At 45.6% G+C, this 18,607-nt stretch carries 15 protein-coding genes; 7 read left to right on the top strand and 8 right to left on the bottom strand.

The window, feature by feature from the left end; translation table 11 throughout:
* The first annotated feature begins 118 nt into the window (after positions 1-118).
* Complete coding sequence (locus tag ACO1PK_RS01795) at positions 119-3,277, top strand: ExeM/NucH family extracellular endonuclease (protein ID WP_423186973.1); 3,159 nt, start codon at positions 119-121, stop codon at positions 3,275-3,277.
* 360 nt (positions 3,278-3,637) lie between these two features.
* On the opposite strand, the gene fadE is transcribed toward ACO1PK_RS01795, so the two are convergent.
* Positions 3,638-6,130, bottom strand: coding sequence for an acyl-CoA dehydrogenase FadE (gene fadE / locus ACO1PK_RS01790; protein WP_423186972.1), 2,493 nt, complete (start codon positions 6,128-6,130; stop codon positions 3,638-3,640).
* 348 nt (positions 6,131-6,478) lie between these two features.
* On the opposite strand from fadE, the gene ACO1PK_RS01785 reads away from it, so the two are divergent.
* Entirely contained in the window at positions 6,479-7,249 is a 771-nt protein-coding gene (locus tag ACO1PK_RS01785; RefSeq protein ID WP_423186971.1) for a class II glutamine amidotransferase, read from the top strand.
* On the opposite strand, the gene ACO1PK_RS01780 is transcribed toward ACO1PK_RS01785, so the two are convergent.
* From ACO1PK_RS01780 to cmoA, 7 genes are all read right to left on the bottom strand, one after another.
* Positions 7,217-8,017: a DUF3108 domain-containing protein gene (locus tag ACO1PK_RS01780; RefSeq protein ID WP_423186970.1), complete on the bottom strand. Its 801-nt coding sequence runs from the start codon at positions 8,015-8,017 to the stop codon at positions 7,217-7,219. The genes ACO1PK_RS01785 and ACO1PK_RS01780 overlap by 33 nt on opposite strands.
* Complete coding sequence (gene purN, locus ACO1PK_RS01775; RefSeq protein ID WP_423186969.1) at positions 7,989-8,651, bottom strand: phosphoribosylglycinamide formyltransferase; 663 nt, start codon at positions 8,649-8,651, stop codon at positions 7,989-7,991. The genes ACO1PK_RS01780 and purN overlap by 29 nt, the downstream gene beginning before the upstream one ends.
* A 9-nt stretch (positions 8,652-8,660) precedes the next feature.
* Positions 8,661-9,704, bottom strand: coding sequence for a phosphoribosylformylglycinamidine cyclo-ligase (gene purM / locus ACO1PK_RS01770; RefSeq protein ID WP_423186968.1), 1,044 nt, complete (start codon positions 9,702-9,704; stop codon positions 8,661-8,663).
* 76 nt (positions 9,705-9,780) lie between these two features.
* Entirely contained in the window at positions 9,781-10,188 is a 408-nt protein-coding gene (locus tag ACO1PK_RS01765) for a hypothetical protein (RefSeq protein WP_423186967.1), read from the bottom strand.
* A 12-nt stretch (positions 10,189-10,200) separates the two neighbouring features.
* On the bottom strand, positions 10,201-11,088 hold the full coding sequence (locus tag ACO1PK_RS01760) for a LysR family transcriptional regulator (protein ID WP_423186966.1): 888 nt from the start codon (positions 11,086-11,088) through the stop codon (positions 10,201-10,203).
* An 83-nt stretch (positions 11,089-11,171) separates the two neighbouring features.
* Positions 11,172-12,137, bottom strand: coding sequence for a tRNA 5-methoxyuridine(34)/uridine 5-oxyacetic acid(34) synthase CmoB (cmoB, locus tag ACO1PK_RS01755; protein ID WP_423186965.1), 966 nt, complete (start codon positions 12,135-12,137; stop codon positions 11,172-11,174).
* On the bottom strand, positions 12,137-12,871 hold the full coding sequence (gene cmoA / locus ACO1PK_RS01750) for a carboxy-S-adenosyl-L-methionine synthase CmoA (RefSeq protein WP_423186964.1): 735 nt from the start codon (positions 12,869-12,871) through the stop codon (positions 12,137-12,139). The genes cmoB and cmoA overlap by 1 nt, the downstream gene beginning before the upstream one ends.
* 192 nt (positions 12,872-13,063) lie before the next feature.
* Between cmoA and aspS the strand changes: the two genes are divergently transcribed.
* From aspS to ruvB, 5 genes are all read left to right on the top strand, one after another.
* The gene (aspS, locus tag ACO1PK_RS01745) at positions 13,064-14,839 is read left to right on the top strand and encodes an aspartate--tRNA ligase (RefSeq protein WP_423186963.1); all 1,776 of its coding nucleotides are present in this window, start codon (positions 13,064-13,066) and stop codon (positions 14,837-14,839) included.
* A gap of 73 nt (positions 14,840-14,912) precedes the next feature.
* The gene (locus ACO1PK_RS01740; RefSeq protein ID WP_423186962.1) at positions 14,913-15,656 is read left to right on the top strand and encodes a YebC/PmpR family DNA-binding transcriptional regulator; all 744 of its coding nucleotides are present in this window, start codon (positions 14,913-14,915) and stop codon (positions 15,654-15,656) included.
* 67 nt (positions 15,657-15,723) lie between these two features.
* Positions 15,724-16,245: a crossover junction endodeoxyribonuclease RuvC gene (gene ruvC / locus ACO1PK_RS01735; RefSeq protein WP_423186961.1), complete on the top strand. Its 522-nt coding sequence runs from the start codon at positions 15,724-15,726 to the stop codon at positions 16,243-16,245.
* A gap of 138 nt (positions 16,246-16,383) precedes the next feature.
* Positions 16,384-17,004 carry a Holliday junction branch migration protein RuvA gene (gene ruvA, locus ACO1PK_RS01730; RefSeq protein WP_423186960.1) on the top strand — a complete coding sequence of 207 codons (621 nt, stop codon included), beginning with the start codon at positions 16,384-16,386 and terminating at the stop codon, positions 17,002-17,004.
* 32 nt (positions 17,005-17,036) lie between these two features.
* Complete coding sequence (ruvB, locus tag ACO1PK_RS01725; protein ID WP_423186959.1) at positions 17,037-18,050, top strand: Holliday junction branch migration DNA helicase RuvB; 1,014 nt, start codon at positions 17,037-17,039, stop codon at positions 18,048-18,050.
* Positions 18,051-18,607 lie beyond the last annotated feature (557 nt).

The raw sequence follows: 18,607 nt of genomic DNA, 5'->3' as shown, positions 1-18,607 counted from the left end.
TGTAAATATGAAAGTAGACAGTATCCAAGCTGTTTAGTCATATCAACGCCTCTTTTATTCTGGATTGCAGTTCGCCAGCATTGAAAGAAATAATCACGTTAAATTCGGAACATAGCAGATGAGAATAATAATTATCTTGCTCAGTATTTTGATGCTGCAAAGTGCTTTTGCACAGCAGACGATTGCATATTGGGCGCAAAATAATAATACCCTACCCGCGGGTGGTAATGGTTTTACTCCGCAAAGTTTCCCCCAAGCGGCTGATGAGGGGAGTGGACAACTAAGCTTGTTAAATATTAATCCAGCGCTAACCAGTGCCGGTGCCTATAGCTTTGTACAAAGTTTTGCCGGCTCAACCATAAATAGTGTACCTGGTTATCCTGCTGGGGGAAGTTTGTCGCTGCAAGGCGCTAGCAATCCTTCCAATAATGGTGCCAGTATTCTGTTAACCACAAGTTCAGTCGGTTTCGAAAACCTGCAGTTAAGCTATGCGCTGCAAACTACCAGTACCGGTTTCAATCAGCGCGTATTGAGCTGGTCTACTAATGGTGTCGACTTTGTTGAGTTTGCCCGTGATCAACAAAATGGTAGTTTTAGTGTTCGTAGTTATGATTTGGCTGCGATTACAGCATTGAATAATCAGGCTGAGATTTTTATCAAAATTACTGTGTTGGGAGCAAGCAATGCGACAGGTAATAATCGCTTTGATAATATTGTTATTACGGGTACGGCCGCTGCCGATGTAGGGCGTATTAGCGTTTATGAGCGCGATTTTGCTACCAATCCATTCCAAGCCGGTTGGCAGGTTGTTACGCCTCAGGGCAATGTAAACTGGACTTGGGACGCAGGCTTTAAAAATGTGACGATCAGTGCTTTTAATCAAGGTCAGTGCGCTGCAGCAGACAGTTGGTTAATCTCGCCTGCATTTGATTTGCAGCAACAAAACGGTGAGCGCTTAAACTTTGATATCGCTCGCGGATTTAATGGGGTTAACCCTTTAGAGGTTTACTATTCGGTTTCTTACGATGGCTCTGGTCAGATCAACCCTGCAGATTGGCTATTTTTAACGGAAATTAATGGTAACGACTTTGATCGTAATAATGTCCCGAAACGTTTTGGTGATTTTACACAAATCGATAATCTCACAGGACAGCTTTACATTGCTTACCGCTATGCAGCACAAGCTGAAACCAGTTGCAGCACTTGGCGCGTGTCAAATATCAGTATTACGGCAGAGAATCCCATTCCTGCAGCAAGTTTTGCTTGTTTTAATCCGGCTACTCCTATTCATCGCATCCAAGGACAAGGTTTCCAAAGTCCGCTGCAAGGGGCTAATGTGCAGGTTGAGGCGGTAGTAACAGCGGTTTATCTAGATGATTTACCGGGAAGTTTACGTGGCTTTTATATGCAGGAACCTGCTTACCGGCAGGATAATAATCCGCTGACAGCGGAAGGCGTCTTTGTATTTGCTGAGGGCACAGACATCTCAGTGCAGCCAGGCGATGTTGTTCGACTGAGTGCCAGTGTGACAGAATATTTTGAAGAAACGCAATTAACCGCTGTAACGCAATGGCAGCGTTGTAGTACCGGGTTATTGTCAGCGGTGCCTTCTACTGCATTAAGTCTGCCGTTCAATACGTTTAATGAATTGGAAGCCTTAGAAGGTATGTTGCTTAATACCGCAGCAAACTATACGGTGACAGATGTATTTAACGCGGTTCGTTTTGGCGAGTTTAGCATCTCCAATGGCCAGTTATTTACACCCACGCAGTTAGTGTTGCCAGGTGACGCGGCAAGAGCGCTGGCAGCAGCAAATGCGCGTAATCGTTTGCTCGTTGAAAATGGCCGAACCGGTACTTTCCGTACGCCATTTATTCTTGGTGCAGATGGTTTAACTGAAATTTCAGCAAGCAATCCTATTCGTAATGGCTATCAGCTTGTTGCTGGATATCAAGGTGTGCTTGGTTATGGTTTTGGCCAATATCGAATTCGCCCAGTTAGCACCGCTGTATTTGATAGCACAACCAACCCTCGTACAACGGCACCGCAGTTACCGCAAGGTAATTTAAAGCTGGCTACCTTTAACGTAGAGAATTTATTTACGACGCTTAATGTTAATGGTAACCGTTGTGGTCCTAATGCCTTGACATGTCGTGGTGCGACTTCTGTGTCAGAGTTAGATCGACAATTAGCTAAAACGGTAGCAGCATTATTGGCGATTGATGCGGATTTGATTGCTTTAATTGAGATAGAAAATGAGGTTAATGATAGTACGCTTGCTTTGTTAGTCGAGCGCTTGAATCAATTTGATCAGCGTGCTGATTGGGCTTATGTCGCTACAGGCCATTTAGGGACTGATGCGATTAAACCTGCTTTTATTTTCCGTACCGGTAGTATGGCACCTCAAGGCGCATTTGCGGTTCTGGATGAATTAGCGGATCCAGAGTTTGACACCACGAGACAACGACCTGCATTAGCTCAGAGTTTTATTACCCCGCAAGGCGCAATCTTTACTGCGGTAGCCGTGCATCTGCGGGCTAAATCGTGTTCTAGCAGTGCAACGGGATTAGATGCAGACAGTGGGGATGGTCAAAGCTGTTGGAATAACTGGCGTAGCCGTGCAGCGGCAGCGTTAGGGCGTTGGATTGCCACAGATCCTACTGGTGTAGCGGATCCAGATTATGTCATTATGGGTGACTTTAATGCCTATGCAAAAGAAGATCCGCTGCGTATTCTCGAGCAAGCTGGTTTTGTCAATGTCGCTGATCTGAATGACGGTCCGAAATACAGTTACACCTTTATGGGGCAAGCCGGTAGTCTGGATCATGTCATGGTCAGCCCTAGCTTGCTATCACAAGTATTAGCGGCTGAAGCTTGGCATATTAATGCTGATGAAATAGTTAACTTTAACTATCGCGAAGCGGATCTGATGGCGAATCTGCCTAAACCCGCCAGTTTTTATAATGCTGATGCCTACCGTGCTTCTGATCACGACCCGTTAATCCTGTCATTGAATCTGTTAGCACCGCTGTCGATTGAATTACAAATAGTAAGAGTCAATCAAGCTAACCGTCGCACAGGGGCTAAACTGGTGCAATTAAGATGGCAAAGTCCACAACAAGGACTGACTTTATACCGTGATAATCAGCCGATTAAGCAGCTTAATCGGCCAGGTATGGTTGTCGATAGGTTTAATACTTTTGCGCCTGCCGTTGAATATAAGTTGTGTTATGACCAGACAGGGCAGTGTTCTGAACTTAAGCAAGTTACTTTTTAAGTATAAACGGCTTAGCGAATCGATTATCTTTTAAATTTCAGTAAGACAATACTTAAATGCCGGTTAGCTAAGCTAATCGGCATTTTTTATTAGTAATAAACCGAGTACCAAGGCTGATAATTTCAAACAGAGGCATTAAGTGTGATACCGAGCTGAAATTATGAATGCAATGCGGTTAGCTGCGATGTAATTTTCATAGTGGTTACTATGCTTAGCTTTGAAGTGGACAACTTAGCCAAATAAAAAAGGCTTACAGTATTTTACTGTAAGCCTTTGCAGTGAGATTAGGGTAGATAGTAAATCTGAGGAAGCATTGCCAGAAAAGTTTTATCTACCCTTATATTGTATCTTTCAATTAAATTACGCTGCTGCGTCCTGTGGTTTTTTCTCTGCTGCGTTTAAGGCATCAGCACCATTGGGCTGTTGTGATAAGGTTTTGTCTGCCGCAAGATAATCCGGCTCAAAATCATCTACATTAATCACAAATAAGCGACTTTCTTCAGCAGTACGCAGTACTTCAGCTTCTTGCTTGTTAATTACGCCTAATGATAGTCCGATTTCTGCAACTTCATTTAAACGGAAGAACGGCAAGCGCTTACCTGATGCTTTAGTCACTTTATCAAACAAGGGTTCAGCAGCTAACACGTCTAGTAGCGCTTGCTCAACCCGACCCAGTTGGTTACCTGGCTCTACCGTTAAGTACATATACTTACCTAAACGATTACGCGCTTCGCATGGGGTCATCATAATACGTGCTACTTGATGATCCAATTTGTCAGACGGTTTACGCAAAGTACGACCAAATGGGAATACAACACGTTTTAACACCACACCGACTACGCGATTTGGGAAGTTATCGAATAACTCGTCTAAGGCTTGCTGTGCTTTAGCTAAGTTATCTTCACAAGCCCATTGCACTAAAGGCAGATCTTGAACTTGACGACCTTCATCCTGATAACGTTTAAGTACCGCAGAGGTGAGATAGAGCATACTTAAAATGTCACCTAAGCGTGCAGAGATCCGCTCACGACGTTTTAAATCACCGCCCATGGTGCCCATAGCAACATCAGACATCAATGCTAATGCAGCACTAAAACGGTTCATTTGTTTGTAGTAACGGGCAGTGGCATCGTTATAAGGGGCATGACTAAAGACACCACCGCTTAAGGATAACCAGAAGGTTCTGAAGAAGTTACTGATAGCGAAGCCGACGTGGCCAAATAAGGCTTTATCGAATGCAGTTACTGCGGCATTCTCGTCACTTAACTGTGCAGCTTGTAATTCAGCCAGTACATAAGGATGACAACGAATAGCACCTTGACCGTAGATAATCATGCTACGCGTTAAAATATTGGCACCCTCTACGGTAATGGCAACCGGCGCACCTTGATAACCCCGGGCTAAATAGTTATTCGGCCCCATACAAATACCTTTACCACCGTGTACGTCCATCGCATCATTGATAGCAGTACGCATGCGCTCGGTCATATGGTATTTAGTTATCGCTGAGATAACTGAAGGTTTTTCACCCAAATCAATCGAGCTTACCGACATAGAGGTTGAGGCATCCGCCATATAGGCATAACCACCGATCCGTGCCATAGCTTCTTCCACGCCTTCCATTTTACCCACAGGTAATTTGAATTGACGACGGATCCGCGCATAAGCGCCTGTTGATAAAGCTGCCGCTTTGATACCACCCGTACTGTTAGACGGTAGGGTAATAGCACGACCAACTGACAAACACTCGACCAACATACGCCAGCCTTGACCTGCCATTTTAGGACCACCGATGATGTAAGAAAGTGGTACAAAAACCTCAGTGCCTTGAGTGGGGCCATTTTGGAACGGCACATTTAATGGGAAGTGACGGCGGCCAATCTTAACACCAGGGGTATTTGCCGGTATTAAGGCGCAGGTGATACCTAAATCTTCTTTATCACCCAACAATTTATCTGGATCTTGTAATTTAAATGCTAACCCTAACACGGTAGCAATAGGCGCCAAGGTAATATAACGTTTATTCCACGTTAAACGCATACCCAATACTTCTTCACCATTCCACTGGCCTTTACAAACGATACCAAAATCTGGAATAGCGCCTGCATCTGAGCCTGCCTCTGGGCTCGTCAGGGCGAAACAAGGCACATCAATGCCTTTGGCTAAACGCGGCAGGTAATAAGCCTTCTGCTCATCAGTACCATAGTGTTGCAACAGCTCGCCAGGGCCTAAAGAGTTAGGTACACCAACCACGCTCGACAACACCATACTCTTGCTCGTTAATTTTTGTAACACGCAAGATTGAGCAAAAGCTGAAAACTCTAAGCCACCAAACTCTTTCTTGATAATCATCGCGAAAAAGCCTTTGGTTTTCAAGTACTCGTAAACCTCTGGAGCTAGGTCTGCGCGCTCATGCGTGGTATGCCAATCGTCAACCATGGCTAATAGCTCTTCCACCGGGCCATCCATAAAGGCTTGTTCTTCAGCACTTAAACGTGGTTGCGGGAAATTATGCATTTTGTGCCAATCTGGATTACCGCGAAATAAATCACCTTCCCACCACGTTGTTCCGGCGTCGATGGCTTCTTTTTCAGTGGTTGACATCTCAGGCATGATCTTGCGATACAGCTTTAATAGCGGTTTAGTCAGATGTTGTTGACGCACTGACGCAATATTCAACGGCAAAGCAATAGCCAAAAAGACTAACCAGCCCCAGAATCCGACAACGTCGGTAAAGGTTCCAAGTAGAAGCACCGCAGCTAGAGCTGCAGTAAACAGGGTTAAGCTGGCGCGATGATAGGCTAAGATGCCTGTCGCTACCAGCAGAGCAACGACTAAAAGAAAAACACTCATTGTAAACTCCCATGAAAGAGGTCTGACCACTAAGTCACTAGCTTAGAACGCTTTAATCTAAGTTGCAAGTATTACTGCACAGGACTTTTATGGCAGAATTGTCAACTTAAGTTGCACATACCGTGTTAAGGCGTTGTTTACCGCCTTTCCCAAAAGCAAGTTGCCTTTACTCGTGCTGTTTTTCCCAGTTGACGCGCGCTAATCTTGTCTTAACTGGTAAGAGCACTTTTCATTAATACGTCCGATGTGCGTTTTTAGCTCAATAGCTTAATTTACTGCTTGATTACCTCTGTTAGTATAGTGCATCTTGCGCAAGGCAGAGCTGACAGCCTATTTGGAGGATGGCGAATGTGCGAATTACTTGGAATGTCGGCTAATGTGCCGACCGATATTTGTTTTAGTTTTAAAGGTTTAAAAGAGCGAGGAGGGCGCACAGGCCCACATAAAGATGGTTGGGGAGTGGCTTTTTACGAAAATAAAGGTGTGTGTACCTTTAAAGATGCATTACCAAGCTATCAATCTGAAATCGCAAGGTTAGTGTCGGATTATCCAATTAAGAGTACCGCTGTTGTGGCACATGTACGTCAGGCGAATCGAGGAAGGGTAGCCTTAGAAAATACCCATCCTTTCACGCGTGAATTATGGGGGCGGTATTGGACTTATGCGCACAACGGTCAGTTAACGGGCTATCAACGTTTAGCGGTGCAACGTTTTCAACCCGTTGGCACTACCGATAGTGAGCGAGCCTTTTGTTTTTTGTTAAGTAAGCTGGCCGCCCGTTATCCAACTAAAAGCCCAGGCCCCAAAGCTGCATTTCGTTATATCAGTAAGCTGTTACCCGAGTTACAACAGTTGGGGGTGTTTAATATGCTGCTATCTGATGGCGAATATTTATTAGCCTTTTGTACCACTAAACTGCACTGGCTAACCCGCCGCGCACCCTTTGGTGTGGCCAGACTATCAGATGTCGATGTTGATATTGATTTTAGTAAGGAAACGACACCCAAGGATGTCGTCAGCATTATTGCCACTGAACCGCTAACCAACAACGAGCAGTGGCAAAAAATGCAAAGTGGCGAGGCGCAGTTATTTCGTTTCGGAGAGCCCGTCAGTCTGTGACTGGCGGTTTAGCCACTCAAGTTTATACAGCTGTACATCAAACTGTTCGACGTTATCTTCACCTCGCCACAGTCTCACCAGCATATAATCTAAACTTGGCGCCACCCATGCTAAGACTTGTTTATCACTATTTTCTTCAACGCGGGCAATTCGCAGCGCTCTAACTGTGCCAAAAGGCAACGCCAAAGGCTCTTCCATTACCACTTGATAATGATAGGTTTTGCTATTACCGTCTCGGTTAAGAACATCATAGGTAAAAGCCGTTTTACCTGCCTGTAAATCTAACACCAGTTGTTGGTGAAAACTAAGCGGGTCGAGCCAGTTGTCTTGCCAATCGATGGTTTTTAACTGCTGTTTTTTACCTGTAAACAACTGCTTGTTTTGCCAGTCTAGCCGAAGTTCATAATGACGACTGGAACCCGTACCTGAACGTTTCATCAAATAATGTAAAGGCTTTAAGCGACCTTGCTCAAGTGTAAATTTCGACACTTCGCTTCGTTTATCACTAAAAACCAGCCAGCTGATATCGCTGCTATAGCCCATTTCATACTGGCTGTCTTTAAAATGTAAATAGCGTTTGGCCGTGCCATGGCTTTTGCCTCCACGGTAAATAAGGTATTCCGCATTAAAGGTGCTAAATGCTTGGATAGTCTCTAATGACGAGTCGCTGAGGCTAGGGTCTGACTGCGCCAGAGTAGTTGTACTGTAAAAAAACAGTGCGCTTAAAAAAAGTGACGCTTTAAAGCGCCACTGCAGAATCATCCTCATCTTGGGCATAACCTTGTACTGAGAGTAAGTTACCATCTAACCATGCCTCATTCGCGCGCTGTTGTAAACGGTTTTGACAAAACCAGCGAACCACTAACGGGTAAATTAAATGTTCTTGCTCATGCACCCGTTCCGCCACTGTTGAAGCATCGTCTCCTGGGAAGATTGGTACCTTGGCTTGCAAAATCACCGGACCACCGTCCAGCTGTTCTGTGACAAAATGCACACTGCAGCCATGTTCGGTATCACCGGCATCAATTGCGCGCTGATGGGTATCTAATCCCTGGTACTTTGGCAACAAAGAGGGATGAATGTTCAATAATTTTCCAGAAAAATACGCGACAAAACTTGGTGTTAGGATGCGCATAAAGCCAGCTAACACAACCAGTTCTGCATTAAAGTGTTCGACAGCGACTTGTAAGGCCTGATCATAACTTTGCCGATCGGCGTAATCTTTATGGCTGACAACTTGAGTAGGAATGCCAGCAGCTTGGGCACGTTTTAAACCATAGGCATTGGCTTTATTGGCGATAACCCCGGTAATTTTACCGGGGATGAAGCCCTTAGCACAGCCATCGATAATAGCTTGTAAATTACTGCCATTACCGGAGATCAGTACTACTATTGCTTTCATGAGGCCTCGTTATTCGTTGATGATAACAAGTTGCTCATCTGCAGCTGCTGCATGAATTTCACCTAAATGCCACGCTTGCTCACCCGCTTGCTGCAATTGTGCTAAGGCTGAAGATAACTGCTCTGCCGGTACCACTAAAATCATACCAACACCGCAGTTAAAGGTGCGGTACATTTCATAGCGAGTGATATTACCTTGCTGCTGCAGCCAAGTGAAAATTGCAGGCCATTGCCAGCTCTTACCATCAATAACGGCTTTAGTATTCTCTGGTAACACCCGTGGAATATTTTCCCAGAAACCGCCGCCAGTGACATGACAAAGGGCATGTACAGGTGTCGTTTTAAACAAATTAAGTAGGTTTTTCACATAGATGCGCGTAGGCTCTAACAAATGGTCGGCAATGCTTTTGCCTTCTAAGATAGTCTCTGGCGATTGACCAGATACTTCTAACACTTTGCGGATCAACGAAAAACCGTTAGAGTGCGGGCCAGAGGAGGCTAAAGCAATCAGTTGATCGCCCGGTTTCACCTTGCTGCCGTCAATGATCTCTGCTTTTTCAACTACACCAACGCAGAAGCCTGCGATATCATAATCGTCACCATGGTACATACCAGGCATTTCAGCAGTTTCTCCACCCACTAAAGCACAACCTGATTGTACACAGCCTTCGGCAATGCCGGCTACCACGCGTGATGCGGTATCAACATCGAGTTTTCCAGTAGCGTAATAATCTAGGAAGAACAATGGTTCTGCACCTTGTACCACCAGATCATTGACACACATAGCAACCAGATCAATACCTACGCCATCATGACGCTTTAAATCCATCGCCAGACGTAATTTAGTTCCCACACCATCAGTACCAGAAACTAAAACCGGTTCTTTATAGCCAGCAGGAATTTGGCACAGTGCACCAAAACCGCCTAATCCACCCATCACTTCAGGGCGAGTCGTACGCTTAACCGCGCCTTTAATACGATCAACCAACGCATTACCTGCGTCTATGTCAACTCCGGCGTCTTTGTAACTTAAAGATGTATTGTGCTCGCTCACGGCTTTCCTCGAAATGGCTAAGTGGGTTGGCTAAAGTGAGAAACATTTTACCCGTTTAACGGCGCAGACAAAAGCCTTACTGCATAGCATTCTGTTTAGCTTGGTTAACATAGTCTTGCAAACTGATGGTGTTATTGTTAGTTATTTTGTGGTAACAAACTGATGCAAAAGGAAATTCTTTATCACCAAACTGCACCGCCATATAAGGAGCGGTTTGATCAATATTATTGCTTTGCCATGCCCCGCCGACCTGTTGGATAAAAACTTCACCAATATAGGCCCCCATAATATTACACAGCGTAAACAATAATTCAGCGGAGTGCGGTTTAATTTGTTGGTCAGCATGTAAAGAGGCTAATACTTCATCAACCTGTGCCAAACTGGCTAAGTCACCAGCGAGCTGAATGTGATGTTTTTCTTGCACATAGATTTTGGCATCTTCTGCCGAGGCTTGCATTAAGGCCTTTAATTCCTGAGCGTCCATAATTGGTCCTATTTATTTATCGTGAATAGCTAAAAGTAATTGTCTAAGTTGACGGCTTCCAGGCCCAAGGGCTTCTTCTTGCGGCGCCAACAAACTCATGGGTACCAAGCGTTCACTGCTTTGTTGTAAAGGTAATTGCTGTAATACACGGTTCTCTAGTAAGGGGTTGACGACAAAGTCTGGCAACCAACAGAAACCCAGGCCTAGCTTTAAGATATCGACGGCTTGCTCAAAGTTATTTACGGTCCAACGCTGTTCTGCTTTCAACCAGCCGGCATGCTCTTGCGGTTTAACCGCGGTATCACGAATCACGATTTGTAACTGTTGGCCCAGTTCACTTTGCTCTAGGCTAGTTAATGTTGCCAGAGCATGATTAGCGCCTACCACCGGTATAAAACGGGTAACATAAAGAGGTTCACTAAGGTAACCTTTGGGCACCATACCGGTAATTACTAAGTCCGCTTTTTTTTGCGTTATAATCTCGCTCGTGCCAGTCAATACCGTATCAATAATTTGTACTCGGCTGCCACGGCTTAACGGATAAAACTGCTTTAATGCCTTATATAAAAAGTGTTTTGGATAAGCGAGTTCGGTCGCAATGCGGATCTCCGGCTCCCAGCCCTTATCTAAGTTATCGGCTAGCAACTCTAAATCTTCAATTTGCTGGGTGAGGATGCGAGACCGTCGCAGCATCACTTCACCTGCCGCGGTTAGCTGTGCCTTGCGGCCAAGCACTTCTAACAGCTCAACGCCTAACTGCGTTTGCAGCTTGGCAACCGCATGATTAAGTGACGATTGACTTTTATTGAGTAATTCTGCTGCCTGCGTGTAACCGCCTGCATCAACCACGGCTTGCAGGATACGCCACTGTTCTAGTGTTGACTTAGGGCGGTAAGGCATAAATGCGGTTAATCCTTGTGCTTCGTTATAGTATTAAATTTGCCTTTAATGCGTCAGCTAAACATCACCGAAAACGCTATTTATCAAGCGCGAGCAATCATTACTGCTCTAAGTGGTGCCGGATAGCCTTCAATAGTCTTACTATGATCATTTGGATCTAGAAAATCAATCAGACTTTCATTTTCCATCCAGGCTGTCGCGCGTTGTTCTTCTAACGAGGTGGTATTTAAGTCCACCACCCGAATATCGCTAAAGCCGACTCGGCTTAGCCACTGGGTTAAGGCTGCGGTGCTAGGAATAAACCAGACATTGCGCATCTTGGCGTAGCGTTCACCCGGCATCAATACCCGTTGTGCATCGCCCTCAACCACTAAGGTTTCTATGATTAATTCACCGCCCGGACGCAGCTGGTTTTTTAACTGCTGTAAAAAATCCACTGGCGAGCGCCGATGGTAAAGCACACCCATCGAAAATACCGTATCAAACTGTTTTAACACTGGCATTTCATCGATACCGATAGGAATTAAGTTTACGGCAGGATCGGGGTTAAAATGTTTTATGGCCTGAAACTGGGCATAAAATAACTGCGAGGGATCGATACCGACTACACATTTCGCTCCAGCACCGCGCATCCGCCATAAATGATAACCGCTGCCACAGCCAACATCGAGTACATAACGATTCGTCAGATCACTAATATGCGGCAGCACCCGTTGCCATTTCCAATCGGAGCGCCATTCGGTATCAATCTCAATTCCATGAATATTAAAAGGGCCTTTGCGCCATGGTTTTAGCTGCTGTAATAAGAAGCGGATGCGCTCAGCTTCACCCGCGCTAATATCGGCTGCTGAACCAAATTCTACGGCCTTGACCAGTTCTATATGGCTTACTGCAGTTTTTGGTAAATTAGCCAGCACCTTTTGCCATTGTTTAAAATCGCCATGCAAAGCGGTTTTTGACCAGCTAGCCAGTTGCGCGGGTAAGGTTTCTAGCCAAGGACTTAAGCGGCTTTGCGCCAGTAATGCATAAAAAGCAGAAAAATCTAACATCAGGCTGAGTCCTTAATGGCAAACATCGAGCAAAAATTAAAACATTGAAACCAAACATTATGCGATTTGAATCCGGCCTGTTGCAGGCGTTTGGCGTGTGTAGCCAAACTATCCGGCCGCATCACGTTTTCCAGTGCCGTGCGTTTTTGGCTGATTTCTAATTCGCTGTAGCCGTTGGCGCGTTTAAAGTCGTGGTACAAATCGATCAGTAGCTCGTTGGTTGTGCTGTCTTCAGTTTTAAATTTCTCCGACAGAATTAACATACCGCCTGGCTTTAAGCCTTGGTAAATGCGGCTGATTAATGCATCGCGATCTTCGGGGGGTAAAAACTGCAAAGTGAAATTGAGGACCACGACGGCAGCGTTTTCAATCGTTATTTGCCGAATATCAGCCAACACCGTTTCCACGGGAACCTCTGAGCGAAACGCTTGCAGATGCCGCTGGCAACGCTCAAGCATGGCGCTACTGTTATCTACGGCAATCACTTTGCCATTCGCCGCCGTGATATGCCGGCGCATCGCTAAACTGGCTGCGCCTAACGAGCACCCCAAGTCATAGTAATGGCTGTTGTCTTGCTGATAGCGGGCGGTCAGCTTGCCAATGGTTTGAATAATGGTTTGGTAACCTGGCACCGAACGTTGAATCATATCCGGAAACACATCGGCCACGGCATCATCAAAACGGAAATCCTGAATATGAGCTAAAGGCTCAGCGTAAACATGATCTTTTTGCATTAAAAACCTGCTAACTAAACACGCAATAATGGCAATAGTTTACCGTAATTTTGCCCTTGGCAGAAAACTTATCGCTTTGCTTGCCGGTGATTGCAGAGTTTTCGGCTCGGGGCAGTGACATTAAAGCGCATTTCGCTATAATTGCCGGCATTAAAATTAGTAAGCGTAGATGCTCTGATAAAGGATAAATTAATGCGTAGTCATTATTGCGGTAAGTTAACAGCAAATGAAGTCGGTCAACAGGTCACCTTAAGTGGTTGGGTGAATCGGCGTCGGGATTTAGGCGGTCTGATTTTTATCGATTTGCGTGATCGTGACGGCTTGGTGCAAGTGGTTTGCGATCCAGATTTACACGATCTGTTTGCGGTGGCGTACACTGTGCGTAATGAATTTTGTATTCAAATTAAAGGTGAAGTGCGCGCCCGTCCTGAGTCACAGATCAATAAAGACATGGCCACCGGTGCGGTGGAAGTCTATGCCAGCGAGCTGACGATCCTGAATAAATCTGCGCCATTGCCGCTAGATTTTAACCATGAAAACAGCGAAGAGCAGCGCTTAAAATACCGCTATTTAGACTTGCGCCGTCCGTTAATGAGCGAGCGCTTAAAGTTTCGGGCGAAAGTCACCAGCTTTGTCCGTAACTTTATGGACAGTAACGGCTTTTTAGATGTTGAAACGCCTATTTTAACTAAAGCTACGCCAGAAGGTGCGCGCGATTATTTAGTGCCAAGCCGCACGCATAAAGGCCAGTTCTTTGCGCTGCCGCAATCCCCCCAGTTGTTTAAACAATTGCTGATGATGTCGGGCCTAGACCGCTACTATCAAATTGTTAAATGCTTCCGTGATGAAGATTTACGTGCGGATCGCCAACCTGAATTTACGCAGATCGATATTGAAACGTCTTTTATGAGCTCAGCAGAGGTCATGGCCATCACGGAGCAAATGGTGCACCAGATGTTTAATGAACTGCTGGGTGTGGACCTAGGCAGCTTCCCTCGGATGCCTTACTGGGAAGCCATGCGTTTATACGGTTCTGATAAGCCAGATTTACGTAACCCCATGCAGTTTGTGGACGTTGCTGACTTGCTAAAAGACGTTGAGTTTAAAGTATTCTCAGGTCCGGCGAATGATCCTAAAGGCCGTGTGGTGGCGTTAAAAGTGCCAGGCGCCGCTGAAAAAGTGTCACGTAAAGATATCGACAATTACACCAGCTTTGTCGGCATTTACGGTGCCAAAGGTTTAGCCTGGTTAAAAGTAAATGATATTGCCGCAGGTGCTGAGGGTATTCAGTCGCCGGTAGCGAAATTCTTAACGCCAGAGATTATCAGCGAAATATTATTTCGGACCAATGCGGCTAATGGCGATCTGATTTTCTTTGGTGCCGACAGCTATAAAGTTGTATGCGAAGCCATGGGCGCACTGCGTTTAAAGCTGGGTGAAGATTTAGCCATCACTCAAGCTGGCTGGAAACCACTGTGGGTAGTGGATTTCCCGATGTTTGAAGAAAACGATGATGGCAGTTTCTCGGCAGTACACCATCCGTTTACCTCGCCTTTAGATACACAGGCGTTTTTAGCAACGCCCAACACCGAGTTAAAACTGGGTGAATTGCTATCAAATGCCTACGATATGGTATTAAATGGCACAGAGTTAGGTGGCGGTTCGGTGCGTATTCACACCGCTGAGGTACAGGCTAAGGTCTTTACCTTATTGGGGATCAGTGATGAAGAAGCGGCTGAGAAATTTGGTTTCTTACTCGAAGCCTTAAAATATGGTGCACCACCACATGCTGGTTTAGCTTTTGGTTTAGATCGCTTAGTAATGCTAATGACTGGTGCAACCTCTATCCGTGATGTGATGGCTTTCCCCAAAACTGCTACTGCGGCTTGTCCACTGACTGATGCACCGGGTGAAGCTAATCCACAGCAGCTGGCGGAGCTAGGTATTCAGGTGGTCAGCAAAGCCTAACTGAGCAATAAGTCTAAGTAAGAATACAGCGGGACACTAAGCCCCGCTGTTTGCTATCCTGCAGGAGTAACAAATGGCTGGACATAGCAAATGGGCGAATATGAAGCATCGCAAAGCCCGTCAAGATGCAAAGAAAAGTAAAATTTGGACCAAAATTATCCGCGAGCTGACCGTCGCCGCCCGCATTAGCCCCGATCCCAGTGCCAACCCCAGATTGCGTTTAGCAGTAGATAAAGCCCTGTCTGAAAATATGACCCGCGATACCATCGATCGTGCTATTAAGCGGGGTGCGGGTATGCAAGAGGGTGATAATTATGAAGAGTTGGTTTATGAAGGTTATGGCCCGGGTGGGGTAGCGGTTATTGTAGAAACCATGACCGATAATAACAAACGCACGGTGGCTGATGTCCGACATGCTTTTACTAAGTATGGTGGCAATCTGGGCACTACTGGCTCGGTAAACTACTTATTTCACCGTAAAGGCGTGTTGTTTTTTGGCCCTGATGTGGATGAAGATGCATTGTTAGATGTGGCTTTAGACGCCGGTGCGGATGATGTGCAAACGCAAAGCGATGGCAGCATTGAAGTGCTAACCAGCCCAGACAGCTATAACGAAGTAAAAGAAGCGCTAATTGCAGCCGGTTTTAAGCCGGAAAATGCTGAAGTGACCCTGCTGCCTGATACGCGGGCCGAGTTAGATGCTGAAAATGCAGTCAAGTTTATTAAGATGCTAGATGCCTTAGAAGACTCTGACGATGTGCAGAATGTGTATCATAATGCCGATATCAGCGATGCTATTATGGCTGAGTTAGAGTGATGCGCTGCGGCTTCCACCTGACAAAGCCAATGACCCTAAGCGCAATACGCTGCGCGCTGGAGAGCGCTTGAATATTATCTTGGGGATCGATCCCGGCAGTCGTTTAACCGGCTATGGTGTTATTCAGCAACAGGCTGGCAAGTTTGTGTATATTGCCAGTGGCTGTATCCGTCTGGGCAGCGATGAGTTGCCTGAGCGCTTATTGCACATTTTTAATGGTGTCTCTGAGATTATCGCGCAAACCCAGCCCACGATATTTGCCATTGAACAAGTATTTATGGCGCGCAACCCTGACTCGGCGTTAAAGCTTGGTCAGGCGCGTGGTGCTGCTATAGTCGCAGCAAAACACGCTGGGTTGGACGTGCATGAATATTCTGCGCGGCAAGTAAAACAAGCGGTAGTCGGGACAGGGGCAGCCGATAAGGCGCAGGTACAGCATATGGTAAAACATATTCTAAAACTGCCTGCCAACCCGCAGGCCGATGCCGCCGATGCGCTAGCGGTTGCGTTATGCCATGCTCATACCCAGCAAAGCTTAATCGCTATGGCAGGGCAGGCGCGCAAAACCGTGCGTGGGCGATTACGTTAGCGTGAATTCCTAGTTATCTTCACGCCGATGTTAGTCTGGATGCGGATAACCCCAGATTATGCTGCATAAGGTATTCAGCATAGGTTATGCTGCTGACTTTAGCCGAAACCGACTTAACCTTAAGAAAAAGACCACATTATGATTGGACGTTTAAACGGTACCATTTTGGAAAAACAGCCGCCGGATCTGTTAATCGAGGTGGCTGGAGTAGGTTACGAAGTACAATTACCCCTTACCAGCTTTTATGCCTTACCCGAGGTGGGGAAAACTGCCATTATTTATACCCACTTTGTGGTGCGGGAAGACGCGCAGTTATTGTATGGTTTTAGTAACCCAACCGAGCGCAGTTTGTTCCGGCAGTTAATTAAAGCTAATGGTGTAGGTCCTAAGTTAGCCCTAACTATTTTATCGGGGATGACCGCGCAGCAATTTGTTCGTTGTGTGCAGTTTGATGACATTAGTACCCTCGTAAAATTACCCGGGGTCGGCAAAAAAACCGCCGAACGGCTGGTGATCGAAATGCGTGATCGCCTCAAAGATTGGGGCGTTACTGCCAGCACTGCCGTGACCGATAAGTTGATTTTGCAAGATGATGAAGCCTTCTTTGCGCCTCCGGCTTCTGCTGAGCAAGATGCCATTAGTGCACTGGTCGGTCTTGGCTATTCGCAATTACAAGCAGCAAAAGCCGTGAAGCAGCAATTAAGCCCCGGTATTAGCAGTGAGCAGTTGATTAAAGCTGCGTTAAAAAGCATGATTTAACACGCTAACATTTAACTAAGTAAAGGCTATGTATGATAGAAGCAGATCGCCTGATCCAACCAAAAGCTTTAAAAGAAGATGAAGCTATTGATCGGGCTATTCGACCAAAATCGCTGGCGGATTATACTGGCCAAGCGCATGTGCGCGAGCAAATGGCTATCTTTATCGAAGCGGCGCGTGGCCGTGGTGAACCTTTAGATCATTTATTGATTTTCGGCCCACCTGGCTTGGGTAAAACCACTTTAGCGATGATTGTTGCTAATGAAATGGGCGTGAATATTAAGACCACATCGGGACCCGTGTTAGAAAAAGCCGGCGATTTAGCCGCTTTACTAACTAACTTGGAAGAAAACGATGTGCTCTTTATTGATGAGATCCATCGCTTAAGCCCAGTGGTTGAAGAAATCCTCTATCCGGCGATGGAAGATTATCAGTTAGATTTAATGATAGGTGAGGGGCCTGCTGCTCGCTCGATCAAACTCGATTTACCGCCTTTTACTTTAGTGGGCGCTACAACACGAGCGGGTGCCTTAACCTCACCGCTGCGCGATCGTTTTGGGATAGTGCAGCGTTTGGAGTTTTATAAAGTAGAAGAGCTAAGTCAAATAATTCAACGTTCAGCCCATTTTTTAAATATGCAGCTAAACGAAGCTGGCGCTATCGAAATCGCTCGTCGCTCGCGCGGTACGCCCCGTATTGCTAATCGGCTATTACGCCGAGTACGTGATTATGCTCAAGTTAAAGCCGATGGCGTGGTTACGGTAGAGGTGGCCGCAGCGGCATTAAAAATGGTCGATGTGGATGCGCAAGGCTTCGACTATATGGATCGTAAATTGTTAGACGCTATTATCGATAAGTTTATGGGTGGCCCAGTAGGCCTAGACAATTTAGCCGCCGCAATTGGTGAAGAAAAAGAAACCATTGAAGATGTGATAGAGCCTTTTTTAATTCAGCAAGGTTTTATTCAGCGCACCCCCCGTGGTCGAATTGCCACGCCTAGAGCCTATCAACATTTAGGCTTTGATCTGCCTGAGACTAATAATTGAAGTAACTAACACTCTGGTATTTTCAAAGATGAAGGCTTTAAGGGGTATTGTGCTTTTTTCTAGAACTAAAGAGGGGGTATGAAGTTATTGTCACAGAAAATGGCAATACTCATTGAATTCTAGGCAAAAAAAAGCCCGCTCAGGAAGCGGGCAAGCAACAAGTTGAAGGAGTGCTTCAATAAATCCAGGGAACATGTTTGGAGCAAACAACAAAACCTCTCTCACAAAGTCTCATTGTTAAGTGACCTGTACTAAACAACTAAAAACCGCTACCACTTTTTAAGTTGTCTTTGCGCTAGCTCAGAACACCTGCGTATGATAAAGATTTGGAGCAATTACTTCAAACTAGAAAAAACACGGTTTTGGCATTAGAAAAATTAATGTTTATTTTGAGGGGAGAGTGTTTTGTTTATGGGTGATGGGTTCTAGAGCACTTGTCTCCTATGCATTCAGTCTTTGTTCAGCTAATGTTGTCACTATAAAACAGATTACTTTTTTACATTTTGACCCAAAAGGACTTTAACGTGTTTTAATGGCATTTTAACGTGTTAAGGCCT

Origin of the sequence: Alishewanella sp. d11 (assembly GCF_049390205.1) — a bacterium.
GTDB lineage: Bacteria > Pseudomonadota > Gammaproteobacteria > Enterobacterales > Alteromonadaceae > Alishewanella.
Note: the sequence above shows the minus strand (reverse complement) of the source record. Positions and strands in the feature narration are given on the sequence as shown.